Source organism: Pontibacter brevis, from assembly GCF_054779655.1.
In genome coordinates this window covers 192,942-218,791 of the sequence record NZ_BAAGXV010000090.1, presented here as the reverse complement: position 1 = coordinate 218,791, position 25,850 = coordinate 192,942, and the positions used below count along the sequence as shown (strand labels likewise).

At 47.1% G+C, this 25,850-nt stretch carries 22 protein-coding genes; 3 read left to right on the top strand and 19 right to left on the bottom strand.

Annotated features, from left to right (window positions below):
* Positions 1–55 precede the first annotated feature (55 nt).
* The 12 genes from ACYVB1_RS21825 to ACYVB1_RS21770 all read right to left on the bottom strand — a co-directional run bounded on the left by ACYVB1_RS21825 (position 56) and on the right by ACYVB1_RS21770 (position 15,600).
* The gene (locus ACYVB1_RS21825; protein WP_460925941.1) at positions 56–514 is read right to left on the bottom strand and encodes a hypothetical protein; all 459 of its coding nucleotides are present in this window, start codon (positions 512–514) and stop codon (positions 56–58) included.
* Positions 515–578: 64 nt separating this feature from the next.
* Complete coding sequence (locus tag ACYVB1_RS21820; protein WP_460925940.1) at positions 579–1,100, bottom strand: DUF4385 domain-containing protein; 522 nt, start codon at positions 1,098–1,100, stop codon at positions 579–581.
* Positions 1,075–3,150 (bottom strand): cation:proton antiporter, encoded by a 2,076-nt coding sequence (locus ACYVB1_RS21815; protein ID WP_460925939.1) that lies wholly within the window; start codon positions 3,148–3,150, stop codon positions 1,075–1,077. Before ACYVB1_RS21815 ends, ACYVB1_RS21820 begins: the two co-directional genes overlap by 26 nt.
* 1,889 nt (positions 3,151–5,039) lie before the next feature.
* Positions 5,040–6,662: an Ig-like domain-containing domain gene (locus tag ACYVB1_RS21810; protein WP_460925938.1), complete on the bottom strand. Its 1,623-nt coding sequence runs from the start codon at positions 6,660–6,662 to the stop codon at positions 5,040–5,042.
* 76 nt (positions 6,663–6,738) lie between these two features.
* On the bottom strand, positions 6,739–7,626 hold the full coding sequence (locus ACYVB1_RS21805) for a class I SAM-dependent methyltransferase (RefSeq protein WP_460925937.1): 888 nt from the start codon (positions 7,624–7,626) through the stop codon (positions 6,739–6,741).
* Positions 7,627–9,489, bottom strand: a complete 1,863-nt coding sequence (mnmG, locus tag ACYVB1_RS21800; RefSeq protein WP_460925936.1) for a tRNA uridine-5-carboxymethylaminomethyl(34) synthesis enzyme MnmG — start codon at positions 9,487–9,489, stop codon at positions 7,627–7,629.
* A 66-nt stretch (positions 9,490–9,555) separates the two neighbouring features.
* Positions 9,556–9,984, bottom strand: a complete 429-nt coding sequence (ybeY, locus tag ACYVB1_RS21795) for an rRNA maturation RNase YbeY (RefSeq protein WP_460925935.1) — start codon at positions 9,982–9,984, stop codon at positions 9,556–9,558.
* Positions 9,968–10,393: an ATP-binding protein gene (locus ACYVB1_RS21790; RefSeq protein WP_460925934.1), complete on the bottom strand. Its 426-nt coding sequence runs from the start codon at positions 10,391–10,393 to the stop codon at positions 9,968–9,970. The genes ybeY and ACYVB1_RS21790 overlap by 17 nt, the downstream gene beginning before the upstream one ends.
* A 30-nt stretch (positions 10,394–10,423) precedes the next feature.
* Positions 10,424–13,732 carry a DUF4175 family protein gene (locus tag ACYVB1_RS21785; RefSeq protein ID WP_460925933.1) on the bottom strand — a complete coding sequence of 1,103 codons (3,309 nt, stop codon included), beginning with the start codon at positions 13,730–13,732 and terminating at the stop codon, positions 10,424–10,426.
* 145 nt (positions 13,733–13,877) lie between these two features.
* Positions 13,878–14,639 carry an exodeoxyribonuclease III gene (locus ACYVB1_RS21780; protein WP_460925932.1) on the bottom strand — a complete coding sequence of 254 codons (762 nt, stop codon included), beginning with the start codon at positions 14,637–14,639 and terminating at the stop codon, positions 13,878–13,880.
* A 163-nt stretch (positions 14,640–14,802) separates the two neighbouring features.
* Positions 14,803–15,156, bottom strand: coding sequence for a hypothetical protein (locus ACYVB1_RS21775; RefSeq protein ID WP_460925931.1), 354 nt, complete (start codon positions 15,154–15,156; stop codon positions 14,803–14,805).
* Between the two features lie 90 nt (positions 15,157–15,246).
* Complete coding sequence (locus ACYVB1_RS21770; RefSeq protein WP_162054170.1) at positions 15,247–15,600, bottom strand: carboxymuconolactone decarboxylase family protein; 354 nt, start codon at positions 15,598–15,600, stop codon at positions 15,247–15,249.
* Positions 15,601–15,693: 93 nt separating this feature from the next.
* Here ACYVB1_RS21770 and ACYVB1_RS21765 point away from each other — a divergent pair, with 93 nt between their 5' ends.
* Positions 15,694–16,380: a ComF family protein gene (locus tag ACYVB1_RS21765; RefSeq protein ID WP_460925930.1), complete on the top strand. Its 687-nt coding sequence runs from the start codon at positions 15,694–15,696 to the stop codon at positions 16,378–16,380.
* Between the two features lie 171 nt (positions 16,381–16,551).
* Here the strand turns inward: ACYVB1_RS21765 and ACYVB1_RS21760 are convergent, their stop codons facing one another.
* From ACYVB1_RS21760 to ACYVB1_RS21750, 3 genes are all read right to left on the bottom strand, one after another.
* Positions 16,552–17,028 (bottom strand): DUF4265 domain-containing protein, encoded by a 477-nt coding sequence (locus ACYVB1_RS21760; protein WP_460925929.1) that lies wholly within the window; start codon positions 17,026–17,028, stop codon positions 16,552–16,554.
* 83 nt (positions 17,029–17,111) lie between these two features.
* A complete protein-coding gene (gldJ, locus tag ACYVB1_RS21755; protein WP_460925928.1) occupies positions 17,112–18,341 on the bottom strand; it encodes a gliding motility lipoprotein GldJ in 1,230 nt (409 codons plus the stop codon).
* A gap of 63 nt (positions 18,342–18,404) precedes the next feature.
* Complete coding sequence (locus ACYVB1_RS21750) at positions 18,405–19,418, bottom strand: PorP/SprF family type IX secretion system membrane protein (protein ID WP_460925927.1); 1,014 nt, start codon at positions 19,416–19,418, stop codon at positions 18,405–18,407.
* Between the two features lie 156 nt (positions 19,419–19,574).
* Between ACYVB1_RS21750 and ACYVB1_RS21745 the strand changes: the two genes are divergently transcribed.
* Entirely contained in the window at positions 19,575–22,598 is a 3,024-nt protein-coding gene (locus tag ACYVB1_RS21745; protein WP_460925926.1) for an AsmA-like C-terminal region-containing protein, read from the top strand.
* Positions 22,599–22,934: 336 nt separating this feature from the next.
* On the opposite strand, the gene ACYVB1_RS21740 is transcribed toward ACYVB1_RS21745, so the two are convergent.
* The 4 genes from ACYVB1_RS21740 to ACYVB1_RS21725 all read right to left on the bottom strand — a co-directional run bounded on the left by ACYVB1_RS21740 (position 22,935) and on the right by ACYVB1_RS21725 (position 24,805).
* Positions 22,935–23,411, bottom strand: a complete 477-nt coding sequence (locus ACYVB1_RS21740) for a DinB family protein (RefSeq protein ID WP_460925925.1) — start codon at positions 23,409–23,411, stop codon at positions 22,935–22,937.
* Positions 23,412–23,413: 2 nt separating this feature from the next.
* Positions 23,414–23,806, bottom strand: a complete 393-nt coding sequence (locus tag ACYVB1_RS21735; RefSeq protein WP_460925924.1) for a DUF6970 domain-containing protein — start codon at positions 23,804–23,806, stop codon at positions 23,414–23,416.
* A 68-nt stretch (positions 23,807–23,874) separates the two neighbouring features.
* The gene (locus tag ACYVB1_RS21730) at positions 23,875–24,255 is read right to left on the bottom strand and encodes a diacylglycerol kinase family protein (RefSeq protein WP_460925923.1); all 381 of its coding nucleotides are present in this window, start codon (positions 24,253–24,255) and stop codon (positions 23,875–23,877) included.
* 151 nt (positions 24,256–24,406) lie between these two features.
* The gene (locus tag ACYVB1_RS21725; protein WP_460925922.1) at positions 24,407–24,805 is read right to left on the bottom strand and encodes a methionine-R-sulfoxide reductase; all 399 of its coding nucleotides are present in this window, start codon (positions 24,803–24,805) and stop codon (positions 24,407–24,409) included.
* 405 nt (positions 24,806–25,210) lie between these two features.
* Here ACYVB1_RS21725 and ACYVB1_RS21720 point away from each other — a divergent pair, with 405 nt between their 5' ends.
* Positions 25,211–25,651: a hypothetical protein gene (locus tag ACYVB1_RS21720; RefSeq protein ID WP_460925921.1), complete on the top strand. Its 441-nt coding sequence runs from the start codon at positions 25,211–25,213 to the stop codon at positions 25,649–25,651.
* Positions 25,652–25,850 lie beyond the last annotated feature (199 nt).

Genomic DNA, 25,850 nt, shown 5'->3' with positions numbered 1-25,850 from the left:
AATAAAAAAGCCCCGGCAGGAGATGCCGGGGCTTTTCTGTATTATATTCTTTGCCTTATTTCTCTGGCCAGATTACTTCCAGATTGTCATTGATGAACACTCCAAAATTGATGGCGATCAGTTGGTCTTCGTCGAAGTACAGGTCAATCATCTCCTTTTCGAAAGAAATACGTGTCTCGCCTGTTTCAGCTTCTTCCTCTTCAGGACCAGTAATATCGTTATCAGCAAAAAGGCGTAGCACCTGCTCTTTACTCATCTCGAAAACGCGCTCACCCCAAATCTGCACCTCTCGGTTTGCCGTTTCAATACAGCTCAGGCGGTAGTCGTCTTCTTTGTCGAAGTATAGTGAATAGCCTTCTTCCCAGTAGTTCCAGGCCTGATGCTCAAACTCATCCTCTTCATCAGACTCTTCTACTTCTTCCGGTTCGCCAATCAGCTCTTCTACTTCTTCCATTGTCAGGCCAAACTTGATCTTGCCAAGCCCCTTGCCTAACCTGATGTCTTTGTTGATCATGTTCAATTTAAGGTTTATATGTGCAAAGATACACGAATTACTTTTTCAAAGGTTCACCTTTTGTTTAAGAATTTTCCTGTGGTGGCGTTTCATACATCGCTCTAAAGCGCTGGCTCATTTGCTGATACTCTTTATTCTGCTTCGCCTGCTCCCATTTCTCTTTGAAAATAGCTGCTGACGCTGCCTTCACCGGATCCGGCTCCAGAGGTAGTTGTTCCCTGCCATGTGCTCCGCTCTGCCCTTTCTTATCGTCCGGAACAGACCCTTCATACTTTTTGCCGGATTTGTGGTTGGCATAGCGCCTGCTCCGGGTATACCCCATCTGCAGAAATTTTCGAGCCATGTCGGCTCCTACAAAATCATCTTGCTGCAGATATGCTTTGAACATCGTGTATATCTTTTCAGAGGACTCACGTGCTATTTCTGGTGTTTTAAAACGCCAGTGCGGCAGTATCTCGGATTTGTAGGGCTCTACGAGCAGTACCCCCTGCTCCCCTTTCCCGATTCGGTACAACTCCGGTCGCTGCCTGAAGTTGATACTGTCAAAATCAAGGTCGTAATCAAATGTCTTCCTCTTCTGTGGCATTACCGGCATATGCAGTTGGTTTCACAGGCACGCTCTGGTATACCGGGTTCTGTTCCGGGTAGATAACAATAAAGCTGTTGTCTTTGTAGTTCCTGGACAGGATGCGTGGCACGTAATCCATGGCGCTGTTATAAGACACTGTGCGCTTTCTGGCAGAAATAACCACTACCATATCGTCTTTCCGCAGCTCTGTTTTCATCGTAGATATTTCATTCAGGCTACTGTATGGCATATAGTCTGCTTCCACGGCTGGCTTGGTATCGGCGATAACGCTTTTAAGCTTGTTTAGCGTCCGCTTACGGCCACGGAACAGGATGGGAGCACCCAGCTGTGTTGAAAGCAGTTTCACGCTCCTGATCCAGCGCATAAAGCCTCGTTCCAGTTCTGCGTTGGTGGGCACTATCACGACAATTCGTCCTGTTGTGTTCAGCGGCTGTATGATTTTGCATACCAAAATCATCTCATCTGTATTCGTCAGCAGGCTGTCCAACACGGTTCCAAAGATCCGGTCCCGGGTGGTGATTTTAGCATTCCAACCTAATACCACTTCTGTGATCATTAATTCTTTGATGGCCCGCAATATACCACTTGCTACGTTCACATCTATTTTGGAGACCAGCTGCACGTCGTTGTCTGTGGCGGAGGCATGTGTGATTGCCTCCTGCAACATCTTGTTCTTTTTGAATATCTCTTCCTCCGCATGTTCGTTATCTATTACCACTGCCAAGGGGTAAATTGGCTGGCTGTGATCGGGGTTCTTTAGCATTACAGCCAGGTCTATCAGCCTCTCAATTGTTTTGGGGTTTCCGATTGGTACCAGTATCCTGTCTGGCTTCACGCTGATGTCTGGTTTTCTTCTACTTTCCAATATTGCCAAGTTTCTTCCCACTTTTTCAGTTGAGAAGGAGCTAACAATACTGGATACCAGTATAAGTACCACGGCTCCGTTCAACGCGCTTTCTCCTAACAAGCCTATGTCAAAACCTGCCAGCACCACAGCCAACGTTGCTGCCGCATGTGCACTACTCAATCCGAAGATAAGGTTACGCTGCAGTACGCTGAACTTGAAGATTTTTTGAGTGATGAAGGCTGCCGCATATTTTGTCAGTGGTGCCAGTACTACAATGGTCCCTGCTATCAGCATTGCGTTGGTGTCCGTAAACAGTACTGTCAGGTCTACCAGCATACCTGTGCTAATCAGGAAGAAAGGGATAAAAATATTATTACCCACAAACTCTATTCTGTTCATTAGTGCCGAGGTATGTGGTATCAGTGGGTTCAGGGCCAGACCAGCAAGGAAGGCTCCGATGATGGCTTCCATACCAGCCACCTCTGATAAGAACGCAGCAGCAAACACTACTGTCAACACAAATATATACTGGGCTCCCTTCTCACTTTCCAGCTGCTTGAACATCCACTTCGATATTTTTGGAAACAGCCACAGCACCACCGCCACGAAAATAGCCATCTCTAGTATCATGAATACCCAGAACCATACTCCTGTGTCTCCCTGGGTTGAGTTGATGATTACGGCCAATACAAATAGTACTGCTGTGTCTGTTATGAGCGTTCCTCCTATTGTTAAGGTCACCGCTTCATTCTTGCTCAGCCCGAGCCTGCTCACAATGGGATATGCAAGCAGCGTATGTGGTGCAAACATGCTTGCCAGCAGGATAGCTGGCTTGATGTTGTAGCCGTGTAAATAGAAGAAGGTTGCCGTTCCTACTAAGATGGGTATCAGGAAAGTCAGAGAACCAAATACAAGGCTTCGCACCTTATATCTTTTAAAATCTATCATGTCTATCTCCAGACCTGCCTGGAACATGATGTAAAGCAGCCCCACTGTTCCGAACAAAACGATACTTGCGTCCCGCGCTAAAATATTCAGCCCGTTCGGTCCCAGCACTACCCCTGCTACAATCAGCCCCACTATACCCGGTATCCGAAACTTATTCAGTACAATCGGTACCACCAGTATGATCAGAAGCACCAGCGTGAATATTAGTACTGGTTCTTCGAAGGGTAGTGTCAACTCAATATTTAACAGCATGCTTTTCTTCTTTTGTTTGTCTGTTGTCGGCTCTAAATATATCGATTTTTCTCCTGTATAGTTTTGATGTAACTCTACCTACCTCCTTACACAGGCCTACCTTTTCACCTTTCCACATCTTTTAACACCTAATAACTCTTTTAAAATGTTTTTTCTTAAAAATCTTTCTTTCATTATCAGGTGTGTTTATAAGTGGACAACTTTACTCATTTCTGTTTACTGGCTATAACTTGTTTACAGCCCTTCACTTTTTCACCAGATGTTCCACGTGTCTGTGGATTTTATATTTTTATGTTTCAGGCCTTTAAGCCTCTTATCCACTTTTTCCTCTTTTTTGTGTATTTCTTTTTACACAATAAACAAATACGTGGAAAGCGCCCGATTACACAGTAACTTGTGCACCCTAATCCACTTTTTGCCCTTTACACACGTGTGTTTTTACCCCTTCACATAGGGGTGTGTAAATTGTCCATTGGTTTACCCACGCTTATCCACACCTAATACCATCCCTTCTGTGGATTACTCTTTTTTGTTTCTCTTACCGTTTTTTCCTGCTTTGGAGTTGGCTTGTATCGACACTTCAGAGCTGGGTGTATGAGTGTGAACTTTTTATACCGGTGTAGTTTCTTCAGGCTGTTACACCTTCACTCCTGCTTTTACATCCTGTGTAGTTGCTTTATCTGCTACACTGCTCTGATCAGGCAGGTCTTGTCACATTTCCCTGTATCTGTTCTTTTGTGCAGTCCTCTTTTGCAGGAAATGGATCCGGTTGATAGGGTGAGGAGCATGAAAATTTTTGCGGCTGTTATGATGTACCAGAGAAAGAGTAGGTACTGTACAAAGGCTATTTTTGTCAGCTGGCGCTTAACAATAAATTGGGGTTGAAGAAGGCAGAAGAATACAGGAAGTAATAAATGGTGATGTTAAGACTCCGGCAGATTTCGCAGAGCTATGGAAGCAAGACTAGCTATAGTAGAAGGGCAGAACCAGGAACCAACCTAACCTTAGCATTAACAGGAGGCAGGGGAGATTCAACTGTCGTTCAAGTGCTGACGCCGGAGTGATATTTTAGCTAAAGGAGTGATGCCAGACCCCATGCTGAAAGGGATGATGAAGTGATGCCTGGTTAAATCTGTAAATGGAGAGGTGCTACCGAAACAACAGCAAGAAGGGTGGGTGCTGGATGTTCTTAAGAAGCATTCAGTTTCATTTATGATAGACCTGCTCACCTTCGTTTGGCTTTTAAAAAATCCAGGCTTGCAGGATACAGGATTCAGCAGTTGTTTGATTTTGAATGTTAGTTCTTGAGGTTGCGAATTCAGGTAGGGAGGCGACTCTCTGTGCATGAACCAGGTGATACTTCTCGAGCGGCACTTTAATTTTCTTATGGATTGGCTTACTCCGGTTACTCAACCGGAACTTGTGAAACAAGTTGCATCATGCTGAAAGCTCAAAGAGCTCATGTGTTATCATCTTTAGATAAGCTTGGAGAGATAAGGTACACCTGGTCATCTTCCGGAGTACTGAACTGTTTTGTAGTATTTGTTTCGTACCCGCTTTTCTGAAAGCGCACCTGTTGATTTTGCAGTTGGTGTAGCTTAGAATTTGCGTAGCTGATTTGTTTTGAAGCACCCGTTCTCAAGCCTGAAGCAGCGTTAGTTTTGCCTCTTTAGGTACATACAAACTACGTGTTGGCTGCAGTCGTTATAGCCGCTGTTCTGGTGCTGTTCCTGTGGATATCTAATCTGGTCTTGTGAAACCAGTTTAGCTTAGGCAAATGAATGACTGAATTTGTTCGTGTTTTCGCTCGCTGTTTTCAACAGCTTTTCTTGTACCTGTATTAACAAAAAAGGAGGCACTATGGCCTCCCTCTTTTGTTGATCCTTTTGCTAGAACACTAGAAAACCTGGGTTTTTACTTTCATCTCTTTCCCAGTTAGCCCTGATGTCTAAGACCTCAGGCAGTACATAAACTTTTTCGGGTGGTCTTTCAAAATTTGGATCTCCCTTTTCCCACACCCCATTATTATTCTCATCTACTAATACCCGCAAGCGGTAGGTACCGGGTTCAATATTCCGGAACCGGAAGTTCTTGTTATTTCTTACTTCCTCTACCACCTTATACTCATTGTTGAGCAGCTGTATGATAAAAGAAGTATGGTCAGTAGTGGCTGTTCCACTTAATGTTCCTGTACCACGGGCTTCTGCGACTGTGATGTTTAAGGGCTGAAACTTTAATGGCTCACCTGTTATCGGAACAATAGCAGTACTATCCATTACCACGGACAACTGCTTTATGCGGTTGTTAATTTCCGGTAAAGTAAAACTAAGCTCTGTGTTTGTCCTGTCTAGGCTTATCTGATCAGGCGTTAGCTGGTGCAGCACAGTTGTATCTGATATCAAGCTGATAGGAGTGTCACCGGTAATGCGTACAGGTGTTTCCACTTCCACAGTCACCTGCTGGCCAACTCCGATATTATTTTTTGGTTTGCCGTTGATAACTTTGAGCTGCGCTCCTTTTATACGCTGTGCCCTTCTACCTTCAAAGGCTATCTGAACAGTGTCTGTGGTGATATTGCCTGCAGAATCAACAGCAGTAAACAGAGTTTGTCCACCCTCAAAGGCTGGAGTTTTAAACACCTCTACTGCTTTTCCATCGGCTCCGATCCTTTGCACCAGGCTGTCTGTAGTACCCGCTACTGGTCTTGCCGAGAACCTTTGGATTCCCTCGTTGTAGTTCCCTATAAATCGATCCGTATATTTTTCCCGCTGGAGTAAGATAGGCTTCTTTGTGTCGAGGCGAACGGTCTGCAGGTTTACGGAATCTGTGCCTGGTACTATCCGGATGGGAGTAGGCAAATAACCAATTCTTTCTTCTTCTGTATCGTAGTAGCTGTTGTTGTTTTTGTCAATCAGTGCATAAACCCTGTAGTTGCCTTCCTTAACATTCTCGATTTCAAAGTTTCCGGCATCATCTGTTGTTGTCAAATAATACGGCCTGTTCTTTCGGATACTCAGGGTATCTTCTGCCTGGTACAAGGCGACTACTGCACCCTTCTCCGGTGTCTGTCTCATCAGGTGGATAACTTTGCCGCTTATGCTGCTCGAGTCTATGAATGAACCGGTGCTGAAGGCCAATTTCAGGTTCTGAGCCTTGTTTTGTTCTGTTATATCCACAATGCCTTCCCTGAAGTTAAAGGTGAAGGTGGTACTATCCTGCAACTGTTTTTCGAACTCCAGGGTCAGTATATTCCGGTTGCTTTTTACTTGGTACTTGTTGTTGATGTTGGGGGTAATCAACAGTTCTTTGTTTAGGTTTTTCTGCTGCACCTCTTCATCGAAAACCAACTCAATCGTTTTGGTGCGCACATTCAGTTGTTGGTCTTTTGGGTTACTCTGAACCAATGTCGGTGGTGTCAGGTCCTTTGGGCCTCCGTCGGGTGTGCTCATCGTAGCGCAGGAAGCCAGGCCCGCTACAATGCCAGTTACTGCAATTGCTGTCTTTAGATTCATCAGTATGTTTTGTCTCAAATCAAAATAGGCAAACTCTCGCTTGCCTATTTTGATATCACACGCTTACTTCCGCGATTTATTTTCTTTTCGCTACAAAAATTAAGCTTGAATAATCGTTCCCGTTCTTTTCTGCGTAGCTGTTCGACTTAAAGCCGTTCAGCATGCTGCTTATCATTTTGGTTTTGCCGTCTTTGTGTTTCTCGCTGAGCATGCTCACATAGTAGGCGTCAAACTTCATCGGCAACACTTCTTCCAGCACCATCTTATGCTTTTTCAGGAAGCGCTTCATAGTAGGTTGTGTGAAGTGGTACAGGTGGCGTGGTACATCATAAGCTGCCCAATCCGCCTTGTATTCTTTTGCATCATGTGAGTCAGCATTTGGCACGGCTATAATTAGCGTACCGTTTTCCTGCAGCATTTCCAGCAGCTGGCTTATGGTTTCATTCAAAGCATGGATGTGCTCCAGCACGTGCCATAATGTAATAACCTCAAACTTCTCTCCTTCTATATCCTTCAGGCTCTTTGCAACCAGTTCACCAGTCTCTGTGGATGCAGCTTCTCTTGCTTTATCATTCGGCTCCACTCCTCTCACTTCCCATCCATCTTTTTTGCAGGCGCTAAGAAATACGCCTGTTCCGCAACCATAATCCAGGATGGTGCCTTTAGCAGGGGAATGCCTGTTGATAAGCTCTACTTTCTGCTTGGTAGTAATAGAGCGTACTACATGATACGCTCTGTTGATAATTCCATTTTTTGTATTGCTGTGCGAGATGTATTCCTCTGATTCATAGTACTGACTTATGCTCTGCAAATCTGGTCTTGGGTTTGTGAATTTGAAGGAACAGTTCTCACATTCCACAATTACGAAACTCTCTTTTGATACAGCGTTATCGGTTACTACTAAAAAATTCTTAAACTCTTCTTTGCCGCATATCGGGCATTGTTCCAATCTTTCGTAGCTCATTTATTTACCCAGGTATACCATTAGTACTGAAATGTCAGCCGGCGTAACGCCGCTGATTCTGGAGGCCTGCCCGATTGTTTCCGGGTTTACCTTCAGCAGTTTTTCTTTTGCCTCAGCAGATAAGGCAGGTATGTTACGGTAATCTATTCTCTCTTTGATGATGTAGTTTTCGAGCTCGCTCATTTTGGCGGCCATGCTATATTCTTTCTCGATATAGCTTTCGTACTTCACCTGTATGCCTGCCTGCTCTACGCTGTCTTCTCTGAACTTGCTCAGATATTCTGCTACCGATGGTACGGCTGCAGCGATGTGCTCAATCTCGATGTTCGGGCGCTTGATAAGCTGACCTGCTCTTTGCTTTTCTGTGATGGGAGCTGAGCCTAAACCTTCCAGCACCATGTTGATTTCTCCTGGCTCGATCGGCTTATTATTTAAATAGGCGATGATTTCACCTGTTTCTTCGATCTTCTTTTCCACAGCCTTTTTGCGGGATTCATCTGCTAAACCCAACTCATATCCGAGCTTTGTCAAACGAATATCTGCGTTATCCTGGCGCAGCAGAATGCGGTGCTCGGCACGGGAAGTAAACATACGATAAGGCTCGTTTGTGCCTTTGTTTACCAGGTCATCAATCAGCACGCCGATATAAGCCTCAGAACGCTTCAGCACAAACGGTGCTTTCTCATTGATTTTGTTATGGGCATTTATACCCGCCATCAGTCCCTGGCAAGCGGCTTCTTCGTAACCTGTTGTTCCGTTTATCTGGCCAGCAAAGTAGAGGTTCTCCACCAGCTTCGTTTCCAGCGTCAGGTTTAGCTGTGTAGGCGGGAAGAAGTCATACTCGATGGCATAGCCAGGACGGAACATTTTCGCGTTTTCAAATCCTTCGATTTTACGCAAGGCTTTCAGCTGCACATCTTCCGGCAAAGAACTGGAGAATCCGTTAACATATACTTCCACTGTATTCCATCCTTCCGGTTCCACGAAAATCTGGTGGCGGTCGCGATCTGCAAAGCGGTTGATTTTATCTTCAATGGACGGGCAGTAGCGTGGTCCTAATCCCTGAATACGTCCCTGGAACATCGGCGATTTTTCGAAGCCGGTCTTCAGAATCTCGTGTACCTCCGGGTTTGTATAAGTAATGTAGCAGCTGCGCTGTTGTGCTAGTGGCTCTGTTTCGGTATAAGAAAACTTCGAGGGCTTCTCGTCTCCGAACTGTTCTTCCATCCGGCTATAGTCTAGCGAGCGTCCGTCTACACGTGGAGGTGTACCCGTCTTCATGCGGCCTGCTTCAAAGCCAAGCTCTACGAGTTGCTCAGTAATGCCTTTCGCTGATTTCTCAGCAGCACGCCCCCCTCCTAGTTGCTTCTCTCCGATGTGGATAATACCATTCAAAAACGTACCATTCGTTAATACAACAGCCTTTCCGCGTATAGTTATCCCCAGGCTTGTGCGTACGCCGGCTGCTTTCCCGTTCTCTACTTCTATGCCTGTTATCATCTCCTGCCAGAAGTCAATGTTCTCTGTTTGCTCCAGAGACAGACGCCATGCTTCTGCAAACCGCATGCGGTCGCTTTGCGCACGCGGGCTCCACATGGCCGGACCTTTTGATTTGTTCAGCATGCGGAACTGGATCATGGTCTGGTCGGTAATGATACCGCTCATTCCACCCAGTGCATCCACCTCGCGAACAATCTGACCTTTGGCCACACCACCCATGGCGGGGTTACAAGACATTTGTGCAATAGTGTTCATGTTCATAGTTGCTAACAGCACCTTTGAACCCATCTTGGCTGCAGCTGCAGCGGCCTCACAGCCTGCGTGCCCAGCTCCAACAACTATGATATCGTATTCTGGAAACATGTATTCTGATTTTTAGGGATGTTTCACGTGAAACATCTGCAGGAGGTTGGTAATTCCTTTTTGCGATTAAAATTTACGCAAAGATAAGGAAGAATCTTCTTGTTTGCGCATAAGTGCCTCTTCCTCTTCTGTCTTATCTCCGAAGCCAATCAGGTGGAGAACGCCATGAATGATGACACGGTGGAGTTCATCTTCAAAAGAGGTGCCCATGTCAGCGGAGTTATCGCGCACTCGGTCTACGCTTATAAAAATATCACCTTCAATGATGCCCTCTTCGTCGGCATTATTGAAGGTGATGATGTCTGTGAGGGTATCGTGGTCGAGGTACTCCACGTTCATCTGGTGGAGGTACTCATCTGAGCAGAAAACGTAGGTAAGGTTACTTAGCTCTTGTTCGTGGTGCTCTATAACTGTTGCGATCCATTCTGAAACCTGCTCCGGGTTGTTTAGCTCAAATTCAATGTCCTCGCTAAAAAACTCAATTGGATGTTCCATTCTCTGATGGTATGATATTAAATATCAGCTGTACCTTTTTGCCGTTGTCAGCAAAGTTAACTTCATCGCAGAGGTTGCGCATTAAGAAGATGCCGCGGCCTCCAGGGCTTTCCAGGTTCTCGGGTGCAGTGGGGTCTGGCAGGTTCTCGTAGTCGAAACCTGGGCCTTCATCCTCTACTTCAAAAAACAGTTTGTTCTCTTCTACCTGTAAGGTGAGGTACACATTTTTGTCTTTGTCGAACTTGTTCCCGTGGCGTATAGCGTTATTAACAGATTCCGTAACAGCAACCATGATGTTGCCATAAATGTCATCTTCAAACTCAAATTCATCTCTTGAGTTATCAATAAAGCTTTCAATTACTCTGATGTTTTCGATTAGGGAAGGAATCTGAATTTTAACCTGATTCATATTAATCGTTAAGTGTAAAATAGGTGCGTTTTATTTACTAATGGTTTGAAAATACTCGTTAACCTTCTGCTTATAATAAGGTGAAAGTGCAGGTGGTATTGTTTTGAGCAATTCGGTTTGTTTTTCTTTTGCTTTAAAGTACTTCTCAAATGACGGCGGCACCTTCCGGGCAATCTCTTCTGCCGTTTTTGCCTCGCGTTTGTTGTCCAATTCCCGCTCCTTTGCAGACTTCTCTGCCTCTAGCAGCCGGGTCAGGATTTCGCGCTGCCGCATGATGGTTTGTTCAGTCAAACGTTTATTAACGAGATCAGTCTCTGTTTGTTCCATCATCTTACTTATATTTCCCAAATCGCCGTTTTGGCCCTTTTCACCAGGTTTTTGACCCTGCTTTTCCAATTCTTTCAGCGCATTCCGGAGAGCCTCCTGCTCAGCAGCCAATTTAGCTAATTCTTCAGAAAGTGCCTTACCGGATTTGCCTCCTTTTTTCAGATCCTCAATTTTTTTGTTCAATTGTTGCTGCATTTCGCCAAAATCACCCGGCTTAGGCTTGTTACCCTTTTGCTTGCCTGCCATATTGCCCATCTGCTGCATGGCCTGCTGCATTTGCTTCATGGCATCGTTCAGCATCAGCGCCAGGTTGTTCATGCTGGTCATGGCTAGCTGCTGTTGTACGTTAGCCTTGCCTACATTGCGGTCGCGGAGTTCGCTCATGCTGTTGTCCATGCTCTCGTTCATGGCCGTTACCTCACGTGTTACAAACGACTCAATCTGGAATACTTTCTTAGCTAAGGCGTAAAGGCTGTCCTCTATTACCTGGGCATTGTCGCGGAGGCTGAGCTGCTGCTGCGAAAGGGTAATAAAGCGCGGGTCCGATTGGTTCACACCACGGAACTGCTTCATCAGGTCCTCCTGGTCGAATGACAGTTTGATAAGGTTCTCCAGGATGTCGCGGAGGTTGTCCAGGTTCTGCTCCATTCCTTCCATGCTCATGCTGTTGCTCATCTGCTCCATCTGCTTGGCCATCTGCTCCATCTTCTCCCCTGCCTTCTTCTGCGACTCAGATGCTTTTTTGTTCTGCTGCTTCTGTAACTGCTCCTGGCCCTGCTGCATGTCCTGCTCAATGCTTTCCTGATCCTGCTTCTGCTGCTCCTCGTTCATCTGGTTCGGGTGCTCCATTTTGTCGTTGAGTTCTTTCAGGTCTTTCATCTGCTCTTTCACATCCTCAAACTCCTCCTGGAGCGCCTTCTGGTCTTCCTGCAGCTTCTGGTTGTCTTCCTGCTTCTGCTCGGTTTTATCGGCCAGCTGCTGCTGCTCTTTCGCCATTTCCTGCAGTTTGTCTTTCACGTTATCAAGCTTCTGCTCAAACTGCAACTGCTTGAACAGTTCCAGCGCCCGCTCCAGCTCGCGCTCCAGGTTACGCTCCTTGTTATCCATCTTGCTAAGGAGTTTCTGCAGTTCAGTGTCGTTTGGCTTTTGCTGCTGTAGGAGCTTCTCCAGTTCTTCGTACAGCTTCTTTGTTTCCGGGTCCAGCAGGTCATTCATAAGCTTCTGCAGTTCCTGCGCTTTCTCTGCCAATTGCTTGTCCGGCTCGTTCAGCATGCTCTGCTTTTTGTTAAGCTGCTCGAACAACTCTTTCATGGAGGCAATGTCCTGCTCCAGCTGCTTCTTTTTCTCCATCAGATCCTCCAGCTGCTTTTTGTCCTGCCAGTTGAGGTTGCGTTTGGTCTTCATCTTCTCTTCAGACTTGGCAAGCTCTTTCTGCAGCTGCGTGGCCTTGTTCAGTGTCTGGCTGAGCTGGCTGGCTACCGACTGTGAGTTGTTGTCGAGTTCCTTCTGGAGCTCGCGCTTATCCGGCACTTTCAGTTCGAAGGTGCGGGTGCGGGCACTCTTTGGGCCATGGATGCCATCATTGTCCCATACCTGTACAAAGTACTCCAGCCTGTCGCCGGGCTGCATGTCAAGGGCAGCAGTGTTCCACTGGTAATAATAGGTTTGGCTGAGCTGCTGTGTGCTGAGTGGCAGTGCCTGGCTCTTATACTTTGCCTGTGGGTTTTTGTCGTTGTTAACGCGGTAGAACAAGGCAAGGCGCGTCAGACCGTAATCATCCGACACATCGCCGCCCAAAATAGTATAGGTATACAGCGCCGTATCCTGGTACTGCTCTATGCTGATTTGCGGGTTACGGTCCGGAATGGTTGTAATCTGGTAATTGATCTGCTCTTTGTTACTGCTGTGCTTGTTCCGGAGTTTGATGCTGTAGTTCTGGCTTTCGTTAAACTGCTTGCTGGTGCTGAAGCTGCTGCCATCTTTCTCAGCATTCAGGTTTTGTGCCGCGTCTTCGAAGGCAAGGTTGATGCTTTCAGTTTCGGTGGCCGAGAAGTTCCAGGTAATGATGCTGCCTTCCGGCACGTTGGCATTTCCGGTATTCTGCACTTCCTCCGGCTTCCGCTTCAGGTAGTCCGGGTATTGAACCAGCATTTTGAAGTCCCGCAGGTTGGGCCTGGAGAGCAGTTGTAAGGTATAGTCATTTGACAAGAAGCCGGAGCCTTCCAACTGAAACTCCACCGGCTTCTGCAGCTGCTTAAAAGTGTAGGTATAGGTGCCGTTAGCTTTAGCGTTCAGCTTCTGGCGGCGGCCATTGTAGTTAATGAAAACCTCGCTTGGTACAGCTTTTCCCTGAACATCCACCTTCAGTTCAAAATCCTCTCCCCTGAAGGTCTGCAGCTGTTCGTTCTGCACCACAAAGCGGAAAGGCGCCAGAGGCTCGTAATGTCTTTTATAATTGATGATGCGCTCCGTGCCCTGCACAAAAATAGTGGGGTACACCATGGCGATGAGTAAAGCAACAAGTGCAGGCAAAGCAACATACTTCAGCAGTGGCCTGTTCTCACGGTAAGTAACGGCATCTTTGAAGCGGAAAGAACCTAACTGGCCGGTACGCTGTGCTATACTGGCGGCTATCAGTTCGTTGGTGCGGTCCAGGTTCTGGAGCTGGATAGCGTTCAACAGCTTGTCTTTTATCTCCGGGTAATGCGCCCCTACCTGCTGTGCGGCCTGCTCGTCGGAGAGCACCCTTTTCAGTTTGGCCAGAGCCGACATGGGCAGTGCGATCCATCGTACAAACACATAGATAACCAGGGCTACAAAAGAGAACAGCAGGAAGCCCCTTACTGCCTGCGGGAAATAGAACATGTACTCCAGCAGGCTATATACTATGTAAATAGACAGCAGGAGCCCAACAGCGAAAATGCTACCCCGCAATAGCATGTTGAGGTAGAACTTCTGCTTGAACTCCTGCAGCTGATGCAGCAACTGGTCGAGTGCATCTCTTTCTTTCATGTCGTTACTCCTTATGTTTTTATCACATGGCGGCTATAGTTGTAAGTTAACCAAATACTGCTAAAGTATTGCTGTTAAGTACGGAATGTGCTGAAATATGCCACTAAAGTATTAACTCTGATTGCCTCTGCTTTAGTATAAACGCTTAGTGCAGTTCCAACAAAACCGGACAATGATCTGAATGCTTCGCCTCTGTGAGAATAGCGGCACGTTTCAGCCTATCACGCAGATTTTCAGTAGCCATGTTATAGTCAATACGCCAACCAAGATTTTTGTTGCGTGCGCCGGCACGATAACTCCACCAGGTGTAATTATGTGGCTCCGGGTTAAAGTGGCGGAATGAGTCGATAAAGCCGCTGTCGATAAACTGGCCTATCCAGCTGCGCTCCTCCGGCAGAAAACCAGAACTGTTTGCATTCGACTTCGGGTTATGAATATCAATGGCCTGGTGGCAGATGTTATAGTCGCCGCTGATGATCAAACCAGGCAACTGGTGTTTCAGTTCGTTTATGTACTTCCTGAAATCATCGAGCCACTTAAACTTGAAGTCCTGCCGCTCGTCTCCGCTGGAGCCGGAGGGCATATACACGCTCATCACCGACACATCGTCGTAGTCAGCGCGCAGTACGCGTCCCTCCACATCATAGCATTCTATGCCGCAGCCTACCTCCACGTGCTTCGGTTTTTCTTTAGATAGTATAGCCACACCGCTGTAACCTTTCTTTACAGCCGGGTGCAGGTATACGTGGTAGCCCATCTGCTCAAAGAACTCCTTATCGAATTTTGACTCATCTGCCTTGATTTCCTGCAGGCACAGCACATCCGGGTTGGCAGCCTTCAGCCAGTCGCCGAAGCCTTTGGTAAGCGCGGCACGAATGCCGTTCACATTGTAGGTAATGATTTTCATACTTTTTGCGAATCACGTAGCACTTATCTCGTACCACGAGGGTCCTTCCCTGTATCTTTTGTTAAGAACAGCAGTGACGATATTAGTACAAATTGCAGCAGTTTATATTTCATGCCGGGTTCTATGGAAAACAATATCCTGATACGAGACACGTGCTACGTTTTTAGAATTCTTCTTCAGATTGGTTAAAATACTCTATTACGTGCCACTTGAGCATATTTTCCTGCTCTCTCAGGTTGGCAAACGGAATTGTTTTGACAGCTTTATAATGCGGCCAGCCTTCTTCGTCGGTGCCGGTGTATTCATAGTAGCCGGACAGGCTGAAGACCTTGCAGGTGGCAATGTGCATCAGGTCCTGCTTTTCTTCTTTCGTAAACTCCCGGATGCCGATTCCCAGTTCCTGTATGCCTATCAGGAACAGGATAGCGTTCATATCCGGTTTTTTGCCGAACTGCTTCATCAATGAAGCCCGAAGCTGTGTCCAGTTATGTTCTAAATTATCGGAATCAAATCTCATTTGAATAGTTGCTTGTTAGTTGCTGATTGTTGGTCTTTCAGATTGTCTACTGTTTATTGAACAATCAACAGCAAACAATCAGCAATCATTTTACTCAGCGCTTCCCCGCTCTTTTAGCTCTTCCCAGTACTCCACAGCTCTTCTGAAGTGTGGAATCACGATGGAGCCGCCTACGAGGTTAGCAATGGAGAACACCTCCATTATCTGCTCGTCGGTTACGCCCTCTTCGTAGCATTTGCCTACGTGGTACTTAATGCAGTCGTCGCAGCGCAATACCATGGAAGCCACCAGGCCCAGCATTTCCTTTGTTTTTACGTCCAAGGCACCTTCCATATAAGTATTCGTGTCAAGGTTGAAAAAACGCTTGATTACTTTATTGTCGTAAGACATAATGCGCTCGTTCATGCGCGTGCGGTAGTCATTGAATTCTTCTACTAAGCTCATTATTATGTATGCTAGTGCTTGTTAAGCTTTTAAAAAGGATATATTTATTTACACAAAGTTAACTATAATACCTTAAACCCTAGTTCCCTGCCAATGTTCGACGACCTGCTTTCGTTGTTGTTCCCGAAGAGTTGTTACGCCTGCGACGGAGCCATGGCGCGCGGGGAGCAATACATCTGTACCAGGTGCAGCGTGAAGTTGCCTTATACAGACTCGCATGTACATGGGGCAACTGAGCAGAACCCGCTGCAGCGCAGGTTCTGGGGTAAGGTACCGGTGCGCTTTGCTTTTGCCTATCTGCACTTTATGCCGAAGGGAAGAGTGCAAAGGCTTTTGCATAAGTTAAAGTACAAGGGCGCACAGGAATTAGGCGAACACCTGGGGCAGCGCTATGGCTCCCTCCTCTCCGACTATCAATATCAGGAGCAGTTTGATGTGGTGGTTCCGGTGCCGCTGCATAAATACAAATTGCGCCGCCGTGGCTACAACCAGTCTGAGAGTTTCTCAAAGGGTTTGGCACAGGTCCTGGAACTTCCTCATCATGGCAAGGCCTTGCGCAGGACCGTCGACACCTCTACCCAAACCCGCAAGAACAGGCTGGACCGCTGGCAAAATGTGGAACAGGTATTTCAGGTGCAGCAGCCAACGCTGGTGCAGGGGAAGCGTGTGTTGCTGGTAGATGATGTTATGACGACAGGCGCCACGCTGGAAGCTTGTGCCGTAGCGCTGCTGGCTGCAGGTGCTACAGAGGTAAGTGTGGTGACTATTGCTGCGGCTTAAGCTCTCAGGAAGTTCAGCTGTGCCTTCATTGCTTTTTACCTTCTTTTATCATAGGTATCAAAGCAAACACATGGAACATCTCCTCATACCCTTCAGGAAGAGTTTTTTTCCTGGTTTCATTCTTTCTGGTTTTTCAATCAGGGGGTAACTCAGGTGCAGCTTGTACTGGGTCTAAGAACTTGTCTGCTCGCGGTGTATGTCCGACAGGCTGGGCTCTGCGTACTCTATCTCCTCCTGCTGTTCCAGTTCATCCAGCTTCTCTTTTACTACAGCATAGTTTACATTAGCGAGCACCTCCAGTACAAAGAAATCCTCGTTCACCTCCACTGATAAACACCCTAAAGTGGCAAATTGCTTGCGCAGGTGCAGTAAGGGTGTTTCTTCATTTTGCCGTATCACCTGGACAGTAGAATTACCTGATGGTGTAACTGTTTCCTGGTATAGCAGGCCCTCCTCCATTTTATTATAGTTTGCCCGCACAATGTCTTCTGTGGCGATAAGCGGTACGTAGTACGGAATGCTGTCTATTTTATACAGTCCCTGGTCAGCAGCCACCTCCAGTGCCCACAGCGACTCCACCATTTCTCTTCCGAAGAGATCGCTGTGAAACCTGAAGATGATTTTATGCGCTTTCTCCTGATTACTCATATAGTATGTTTATGTCAGTTCCTGTAAAAGCAAAAAGCCCGGAACTGCTTCCGGGCTTTTTGCTATATTAATATTTTACTTTCTTACCTGTTTGAGCCAGCGTTGATCATGGCGCAACGGAAGCCAATCGTAGCTGTGGAAGAGTCCTGAGCCATGAAGCGGCGTGTACCAGGAGACAGCCAGTAAGCTACGTCTTTCCAGGAGCCACCTTTGTAAACACGAACCTCATTGTTTACGAGCGAGTGGAAACCTTCACTTGAGTCATAGTTCTCCGCCTCATCCAGGTATCCGTCTCTGCGGAACGGGTTCAGATCCTCAACATCCTGGTAAGACAGCGGACGGTAAAGGTCCTGTACCCACTCGTTTACGTTTCCAGCCATGTTATACAGGCCGAAGTCATTTGGAGGGTAGCTGTAGATGTAGTCCGTGATCATGGCACCGTCGTTCAAAGAACCGGCAATACCGGCATAGTCACCGCGGCCACGCTTGAAGTTCGCCATGAACTTACCCATTTCCTTGCCATATGGGTTACGCACCTGGTGCCCGTCCCAAGGGTACAGACGACGGTTGTTTTGGTTTTCGTCTTCTGAATACTGGGTTCCAATCATGGCCTGTGCTGCATATTCCCACTCAGCCTCTGTTGGGAGACGGTAATTCGGCAATACAAGGCCAGACTCGATAGAGGGTGTTGAGCCTTCTGCTGGCTCATCGTTGCCACGACGGCCAAACAGGCCTCTGCGGCCACCACCGCCCATTTCCTGCTTTGCAAAGTTTTCGTTTACCTTAGCTGTACGCCAGATGCAGAAATCGTTTGCCTGTAACCAGCTTACACCCACCACCGGGAAAAAGCGGAAACCTGGATAACGCAGGTAATATGTTACGTAAGGGTCGTTGAAAGACAACTGACGAGACCAAACGGTTGTGTCTGGCAGGGCAGCCTGGTACACCTCCGGCAAAGAGTCTCTTTTCAGGTAGTGCAGGTACTCCAGCCAGTGGATGTTTGCCACTTCGGTTTCATCCATATAGAAAGAAGCCACCGTTACAGTACGCTCTACGTTGTCACGTGTCATGGCGATATCCTCCTCCATGGAGCCTAGTACCGTACGGCCACCTTCGATAAACACGAGGCCTGGCCCTTGTGGGAACTCAGCATACTCAGGAACGTCGAAAGCTTCTTCATCCTCGCCATACTCGATACCAGTCGCGCTACTATAGGCACCTGGATTCGTGCTGGTTGGTTGACCTCCTTTAGAGCAGGATCCGAGGAGAAAGCCTCCAACAACTGCTACTGATAAATACTTAATTAACTTCATAAGTTAGTACCCAATTAAGATAAGGTTCTTGTAACGTAGTTTAATGTGCAATTATAACTAAAATCAGAATGCTGGACAAACAATGTTTCTGTTTAATTTACGCCTTGAATGGCCCTGAAACAAATTACTTAAATCTACAGGTTCGAAAACGAGTGATATTTCATTTGCACCGCCGGCTTCTTTACTAAAACCCTGTATGCCAACATCGTGGCTGTAGCCGATTCTGAAATTCTTCAGCTGCAGGCCTGCAATGATGGACACCGTTTGGTCTTGGTTAGTTCCGCCTGCCACTGGAATTCCCCTGTATATGAGTCCTAACGTCAGAGGTGTGTAAATAGTATATATACCTATGTCCAAGCGTGTTAAATTTTGCTGATGTACTACGGTGGCCGTTGGCGAGAAGCTTAGTTCGAACAGCTGGCCCTGTTCCACGTATGATTTGGCATAAAATTTATATCCCGTTATGGCAGTAAATTGGACAGGTAATTCCAGTTCCTGATTAAATCCATAGCCAGGCCTGTTGAGGTGCGCCACCGTAAGGCCGGCCCAAAACTGGTCGGAATATACCAGGCCACCCACTGTAAAGTCCGTATAATAGCTTGGCTCAAATCTGCTGGCCTCTGCCGAGGTAACAGCTACCTGCCCCTCATCCGTCAGCTGGTCACCGAACACCAGGTTGTCAAAATTTACCCGCAGCGAAGCTACACTGGCCTGCAGGCCCGCCGATATGGCCCATTTCGCTGTGATGTTGGTATGGTAGGCATAGCCGCCTGTCAGCTGCCATTTCTGTAGCCCCCCTACCCCGGCCCGATCCTGTTGCACCAGCAGGCTCACGGCGCTTTTGGTTTCTGAAATCCGGTAATCGGCAGATAGCTGGTTGGTAATGAAGGAACCGTTCAGGGCAGGCCACTGGTTGCGGTGCGCAAGCCCAATGCTCCAGTCGCTGTTAATACCCGCAAAGGCAGGATTCAGGTAAAGGCGGTTGGCATACTGCTGCGTTAACTGCACATCCTGCGCGCAGGCAACAAGGGCCCACAGGCAGCATACATACAACAGGAATATTTTTTTTAAACTCATGCCTATACAGAACAATCTGACCGTTACGCTATTTATAAAGGGAAAGCTAATTTCAGAAGCTCTCTATAATTAGCACGGTTTTAGCTATCAAATTAGCTATCAAAGTAAATGGATTAGCTTCTATATTTGAACAACGACTGAAAAAACACTACACATATGAAAAAAGTAGCCATAGGCTTTTTTATCTTTTTGGCCCTGCTTCTTGTCACAGCGGCTATAGTGCCTGTTTTGTTTAAAGATAAAATCAAGCAGGCCCTTGACAAAGAGATAGCCAAAAATATTGATGCACGGGTGCTTTACGAGACAGACGACGTAAGCCTGTCGCTTTTCCGCGATTTCCCTAACCTGTCGCTGGGCGTAGACAACCTGTCTGTCATTGGCAAGGACTCCTTCGCCACCGACACACTGGCTCGTATCCCCTCCTTCCGGATGGGCCTGAATCTGATGAGTGTTATTTCAGGAGATGAGCTGAAGGTGAACTCCGTTACCTTAGACGAACCCGTTATACGGCTTATTGTGCTGAAGAGCGGAAAAGCGAACTGGGATATTATGCTGGAAGACAGCACTGCCGAAGAAACACCTTCTGATACAGCAGCCAGCGACTTCAGAATGGCCATCAAAGGCTGGAAAGTAAACAACGGCACGCTCTATTACGATGATCTGAGTATTCCGTTTGGCATGGCGGCCTATAACGTGAACCACACCGGTAGCGGAGACTTTGAGCAGGACGTGTTTGATATGGAATCGCATACCACGGCCGACCGCTTTGTGATGACCTATGACGGGGCGAACTATATCCAGAACGCCAGGCTGAATGCCGACGTCACGATGGCGATGGACCTGAACCAGTCGCTTTACACGTTCAAGGACAACAATATCCGCATCAATGAGTTTCCGTTTAAGTTTGACGGTACCATCCTGATGCCGGAAGAGAACATCGACATGGATCTGACTTTCACGGCCACGGAAACAGATTTCCGCAACGTGCTGTCAGTGGTGCCAGGTATGTACAGCGAGCAGTTTGAGGACATCAGCACATCAGGTAAGTTAAGTTTCGATGGTTACCTGAAGGGCCGTATGAACGATACCCTTATGCCGGGCTATGGCGTGGACCTGAAGGTGATAGACGGTATGTTTAAGTACCCGGACCTGCCGGAGGCTGCCCGCAACATCAACGTAGACATGAGCGTGGACAGCCGCGATGGTGAACTTGCCAACACAAATGTAGAAGTGCGCCAGTTCCACCTCGATTTAGGTAAAAACCCGGTGGATGCCAGAATGGTGATAGCAGGCCTGGACAGTGTGATGCAGATAGATGGTAACGTTAAGGCGAATGTTGACCTGGCGGAAATGACTAAAGTGTTTCCCGTGGAAGGTATGACGCTGCGCGGTCTGCTGAAGGTAGATGCCGATGCCAAAGGTACCTACTCTGAAACCAGCATGCCGGTGATAGATGCTGATATGAACCTGACCAACGGTTACGTGAAGTCCTCAGAGTTTCCGGCACCGATCCAGAACCTGAACATGGTAACCAACATCCGGAATACCACCGGCAATACCGACGATACGCGCATAAACATCGAGCGCTTTAACATGAACCTGGATGGCGAGCCATTGGAGGGCAATATGCTTGTGCAAGGCATTGATCAACCTGCTTTTGATGGCCGCATCAAAGGTATACTGGACCTTACGAAGCTCACAAAAATCTTCCCGCTGGAGGACATGACGCTTTCCGGCCGCATACAGGCTGATGTAGCTGCCAAAGGCAAAATGAGTGACATAGAGGCCGAGAAGTACAACAACATCACGGCTAACGGCACCATGGCTATCAACAACCTCAGTTTTGTGAGTACTGATTTGCCGCAGGGCATTAAGATTAATCAGGCGAATGCCACGTTCAACAACGAGCGCATTAACCTGCAGAACATGAGTGGTAGCCTGGGCAAGAGCGATATACAGGCCAACGGTAGCATATCGAACTATATCGGCTATGCATTGGCAGACAACCAGTCGCTGCGCGGTACATTTAACATTACCTCCAACCAGTTTGATGTGAACGAGTGGATGGTAGACGAGAACACAGGCCAGCCAGTAGACGAGGCAGCCTCAGAGGGAGTGGTAGAAGTGCCGGCCAACCTGGATGTAGCCTTGAATATTGATGCAAAGCAGGTGCTGTACAATAACCTGAAACTGAACAATGTTACCGGGCAGGTACAGGTAAAGGATAAGATAGCCAGGCTGAACAAAGTAACTTTCAATACGCTGGGTGCTACGTTTGCCACCAACGGTAGCTACAACACGCAGGACCTGCAGCAGCCACTGTTTGATATGAACCTGGACATCCAGAACCTGAGTTTCAAAGAAGCCTTCAACTCCTTTAATACTATACAGGCACTGGCTCCGATTGCAGGGGTGCTGGAAGGCAAGTTCTCCACAAACTTTGCTTTTGCAGGAGTACTTGGGCAGGACATGACACCGGTCATCAATACATTGGATGGCTCAGGAGTTATTCGTGTGCTAAGGGCCGCTGTGGGGAATGTGGCGATAGTAGATAAAATCAGTAATCTGACGAATTTACAGGACTTAAAGAGTTTTGTAATTGAGAACAAGATAATAGATGCCCAGATTGTGGATGGCAAACTTGTAGTAAAGCCATTTGAGCTGAATGTAGGGAATGTGGACATGAAAGTAGGTGGCTCTAACGATGCAAACGGAAACATTGATTATGTAACAACGCTTAATGTGCCGACCGGTAAAGTAGGACGTGAACTGAATACGCGCCTTGCCAGCATGCTGGGGAATGAGAGCCTGGCTGCTTCAGAGCGCATTACCCTGAACCTGAACATTGGTGGTACCGTGTCTGACCCGAAAGTTGCCCTGGCGGGTGGCTCTGTAAAAGAACAGGCCGCTAACGTGGTGCAAAATGCGGTGCAGAACAAACTCGAGGAAGCCAAACAACACGCAGATCAGCGCAAGCAGCAATTACAGGATAGTGTGCAGGCCGAGCTGAATCGCAGGAAGCAGGAAGTGGAGCGTAAGGCACAGCAGGAACTGGAGAAGAAACGGCAGGAAGCAGAGCAGCAAATCAAGAAACAAGCCACTGATAGGGTGGGCGGTTTGCTGAGGCAACTGACAAAACCGGCCACCACGCCAGCAGATACAACCAGGAGAGGTAATTAACAGGCTCCCCAAGGGGTGGCATACAACCACCTGTTAGTTTGAACCTAAGAAAGCCAGCAGAGCACATTGTTCTGCTGGCTTTTATTATTTCATTTATATATATTAGTGTAACTATTTTCTGCTGTACCGTATAACGGATGCGATTTAACACTAAAAGCGATTATTCTTAATCCAATTTCTATGGAGTGTATGTTTTCATAATTAATTCTCCTGATACGCCTTAAGCCATATCATAAAGAAAGGAGCTCTTCTTAAGTGGAAGGGCTCCTTTTTCTTTTATTCATAACAGGTTGTTCCAATAGGATTAAACTCCAGCAGATTCTGTTCAGGCATCCTTTAGAAAACCTGCCCCATCAGCTCACGCACATAGGTAACATAATCTGTGTTGGGGGGCGTGTGGCCATTCTTGCGAAGGTCAGTGGCAGTCTGGGCACGGTGGTAAGTGGCGTGGTTAAATGCGTGCGTCAGTATGTCCAGCACACGGGTGCTGTACTGGTTGCCGAGGCTATTGCTGTAATCAATCAGCCGATTAAATTCAGCCTCGTCGGCATTCTGCGCCAGTTCTGCTATTTTATAGGAAGAATACTCGTGCAGCTTCTTCAGTTCTTCGAGGTTATGCTCCTGCCATACTTTTACAGGGCTCTCGGTGCCGGTGATGCGGGCAATCCAGATGGCCTGCGCATTCAGGGCGTGGCTAAACAGGCGTGCCGCGTTTGCGGGCACCTCCGGAAGGCTGCTGAACACGTCCAGCATGGTTTTGTTTGCCCAGATGTTGTATTCTGATAGGTTTTTCAGTACGTCGTTTCCAGTCATTTTTATCTTTCTCTTTTATCTTCCCAAATTAAAGTTTCGTCTTTACGCTGCTCAAAAAAGTCGGGGCAGCGGCCGTCTCCTTTGCCCGTTATACCGCCATCCGGCTCACAGATGATGTTTCCGTACATATCGTAAACCTTGCCCGGTATGTCGCAGCAGCGGCCCGTAACATAATATACCTCCTGGTCCCTGTAAGTATAACGGTAGATTTTGGCAGGCGGGTTAGCCGTTTCGTCCTCCTGCATCTGCTGGATCATCTGGTTCAGCCACGGGGCTCCCTGTGCGTTGGCGGTAGCAGCCTCCGGTATCATTGGCGACACACCTGGCTTGCAGCCAGCCATTGTTGTAACTGCTGCCAGTAAGAGTACCCAACCTATAGTACCTGCTTTTGCCATGGTGCCTGTTCTTCTTCATAAGCGGAGCAAAGGTAACAAACCTGACTTTATATGAAAAGCCTGGTAAATTAACCTTGTACGTAGGCTACCCAATAGGGTACAAAGATTACAAGGCCGATAACTGCCGCTGTGATAGCAGCCATCAGCACAGCTCCTGCCGCCAGGTCCTTGGTTTTGCCAGCCAGAATATCATACTCCGGCGAAACAAGGTTGACAAGTGTCTCAATAGAGGTATTGAAGATTTCTGCCATCCATACCAGCCCGACACAGAAAATAAGCAGGCACCACTCCATGCGTGTTACTTCAAAGCGATAAGCCATTACAAACACAACAATGCTTGCCAGCACATGAAGGTGCATGTTGGGTTCGCTGCGGAAGACAGCGGTCATACCTTTGGTGGCGAACTTAAAGCTGTTGTAGCGGGCGCTAAAAAAGGAAGGTCGGCGCATATTATTTTGATGGATGGTGCTGAATATGTACGGTTGGATATTACTTGTGCTGGAAGTATAAAGTTACCGGCTGCTCTTTTAAAGCGAAGGGAGGTGGTGTTCACTAAAACAAAAGGCAGATTAGTTTCCTTCTCTGCCTTCTGCCTCTTATTTATTGCTTCTCCAGTTCCTCCACCGGCACAAACTTCATCGAGAGTGAATTTACGCAGTGGCGTATGTTCTTTGGCGTCAGGTACTCACCGGCAAACACGTGGCCCAGGTGTGCCTCACAGTTGGCGCACACAATTTCGGTGCGGCGGCCATCGGCATCAGGTACGTGTTTAACGGCGCCTGTTATCTCATCGTCAAAGCTTGGCCAGCCGCAGTGCGACTCGAACTTATACTCTGAGGTATAAAGCGGGTTATTGCAGCGCTTGCACAAGTATACACCTTCTGCTTTATTATGCTCATACTCTCCCGTTCCAGGGTATTCGGTGCCTTTGTGCACGATAATGCGGGCTTCCTCTGGAGTAAGCTCATTATATTCTGATGGGTCTTTCGCTACTTTCATAAGTTTCGGATTTATGCGGTCATACTTAATTGTATAAACATGTAACAGGCCAAAAGGGTTTGAGGTGACAACCTGGCAGCAGCAGCTTACCTATACTTCTTTGGGTAATTCCGCAGGTTTGAGTGTAGTGGATACATGCAGAAAAGCTTGCCATAACTACTGCCTGTATCAGCCCGGCAACAGGTGGATAAACGCCTTTTGTAACATAGGACACCGTTGGCATTTATTTTAGATTCATTCGCACCAAAAAACTGATCCATAGACATTTAGGTGCTCCTGGGAAGAACAAGAGAAGGGGGAACTTCGTTGTCAAATTTATAAGCCACCCACATAGAACTGATAAGCCTGATGACTGACTGAAAAACTGATCCTTCATATTTTTTTATATTTCTAAAACTAAATGTTATGAGCACTTACACTTCCTTTTTTAGAAATTTATTTGGTGCCAAGGATCAGCCCTCCGGTGCCAGAGAGTCAAAGCAGGTAATCATTACGTCTTCTTCGCAGCCAGAAGTTTTGCAAAAAAGAATGCAGGAAGAAAAGTTGTCGCATGGTGAGACAGTAACGGCAAACTTGTCGCCTGTGCGCCTGGAAAAAAACCACGGCAAGATGGTGATGTACTTCTGCCCCATGAAATCTATTGAGGTTCTTGAAACAGTTACTACCGGAGATGGAGAGAGCATTCCGGGTGAGGCTAAAGTGGAGGGTTTAACCATACCTGCCAACTTGAAAGAAGGCTTGTATAAGCTGAAGAACGTAACTTTAACCTCAAACGGAACGATGCAGGTTAAAGTAACAGATAATACCACCTGGGAAACTGTAAAGTCTGACTTGTACTGTTGGTAACACGCTAAAGAGCCTTATGGCTTGTATGCATTTAAGAGCATTACCAGCTACAGATGCCAGCCCCTATTTACAAGATGCCTGAACAGGAGCAGGCTCTTCATTCATGCCCACATAATAATTGATGTTTTGTTCTACAAATACTATCAAAAGGAAAAAGCAGCCCCAACCCGAGCTGCTTTTTCCTTTTGATAAACTATTC

Bases quoted from the DNA above. Each gene is read 5' to 3' on its own strand.
- ACYVB1_RS21780 (WP_460925932.1), bottom strand. From the start codon at position 14,639: ATGAAAATCATTACCTACAATGTGAACGGCATTCGTGCCGCGCTTACC.
- ACYVB1_RS21750 (WP_460925927.1), bottom strand. From the start codon at position 19,418: ATGAGTTTAAAAAAAATATTCCTGTTGTATGTATGCTGCCTGTGGGCC.
- ACYVB1_RS21825 (WP_460925941.1), bottom strand. From the start codon at position 514: ATGATCAACAAAGACATCAGGTTAGGCAAGGGGCTTGGCAAGATCAAG.
- ybeY (WP_460925935.1), bottom strand. From the start codon at position 9,984: ATGGAACATCCAATTGAGTTTTTTAGCGAGGACATTGAATTTGAGCTA.
- ACYVB1_RS21760 (WP_460925929.1), bottom strand. From the start codon at position 17,028: ATGAGTAATCAGGAGAAAGCGCATAAAATCATCTTCAGGTTTCACAGC.
- ACYVB1_RS21805 (WP_460925937.1), bottom strand. From the start codon at position 7,626: ATGAGCTACGAAAGATTGGAACAATGCCCGATATGCGGCAAAGAAGAG.
- ACYVB1_RS21745 (WP_460925926.1), top strand. From the start codon at position 19,575: ATGAAAAAAGTAGCCATAGGCTTTTTTATCTTTTTGGCCCTGCTTCTT.
- gldJ (WP_460925928.1), bottom strand. From the start codon at position 18,341: ATGAAGTTAATTAAGTATTTATCAGTAGCAGTTGTTGGAGGCTTTCTC.
- ACYVB1_RS21740 (WP_460925925.1), bottom strand. From the start codon at position 23,411: ATGACTGGAAACGACGTACTGAAAAACCTATCAGAATACAACATCTGG.
- ACYVB1_RS21810 (WP_460925938.1), bottom strand. From the start codon at position 6,662: ATGAATCTAAAGACAGCAATTGCAGTAACTGGCATTGTAGCGGGCCTG.
- ACYVB1_RS21725 (WP_460925922.1), bottom strand. From the start codon at position 24,805: ATGAAAGTAGCGAAAGACCCATCAGAATATAATGAGCTTACTCCAGAG.
- ACYVB1_RS21735 (WP_460925924.1), bottom strand. From the start codon at position 23,806: ATGGCAAAAGCAGGTACTATAGGTTGGGTACTCTTACTGGCAGCAGTT.
- ACYVB1_RS21815 (WP_460925939.1), bottom strand. From the start codon at position 3,150: ATGCTGTTAAATATTGAGTTGACACTACCCTTCGAAGAACCAGTACTA.
- ACYVB1_RS21820 (WP_460925940.1), bottom strand. From the start codon at position 1,100: ATGCCACAGAAGAGGAAGACATTTGATTACGACCTTGATTTTGACAGT.
- ACYVB1_RS21785 (WP_460925933.1), bottom strand. From the start codon at position 13,732: ATGAAAGAAAGAGATGCACTCGACCAGTTGCTGCATCAGCTGCAGGAG.
- mnmG (WP_460925936.1), bottom strand. From the start codon at position 9,489: ATGTTTCCAGAATACGATATCATAGTTGTTGGAGCTGGGCACGCAGGC.
- ACYVB1_RS21730 (WP_460925923.1), bottom strand. From the start codon at position 24,255: ATGCGCCGACCTTCCTTTTTTAGCGCCCGCTACAACAGCTTTAAGTTC.
- ACYVB1_RS21775 (WP_460925931.1), bottom strand. From the start codon at position 15,156: ATGAGATTTGATTCCGATAATTTAGAACATAACTGGACACAGCTTCGG.
- ACYVB1_RS21790 (WP_460925934.1), bottom strand. From the start codon at position 10,393: ATGAATCAGGTTAAAATTCAGATTCCTTCCCTAATCGAAAACATCAGA.
- ACYVB1_RS21765 (WP_460925930.1), top strand. From the start codon at position 15,694: ATGTTCGACGACCTGCTTTCGTTGTTGTTCCCGAAGAGTTGTTACGCC.
- ACYVB1_RS21770 (WP_162054170.1), bottom strand. From the start codon at position 15,600: ATGAGCTTAGTAGAAGAATTCAATGACTACCGCACGCGCATGAACGAG.
- ACYVB1_RS21720 (WP_460925921.1), top strand. From the start codon at position 25,211: ATGAGCACTTACACTTCCTTTTTTAGAAATTTATTTGGTGCCAAGGAT.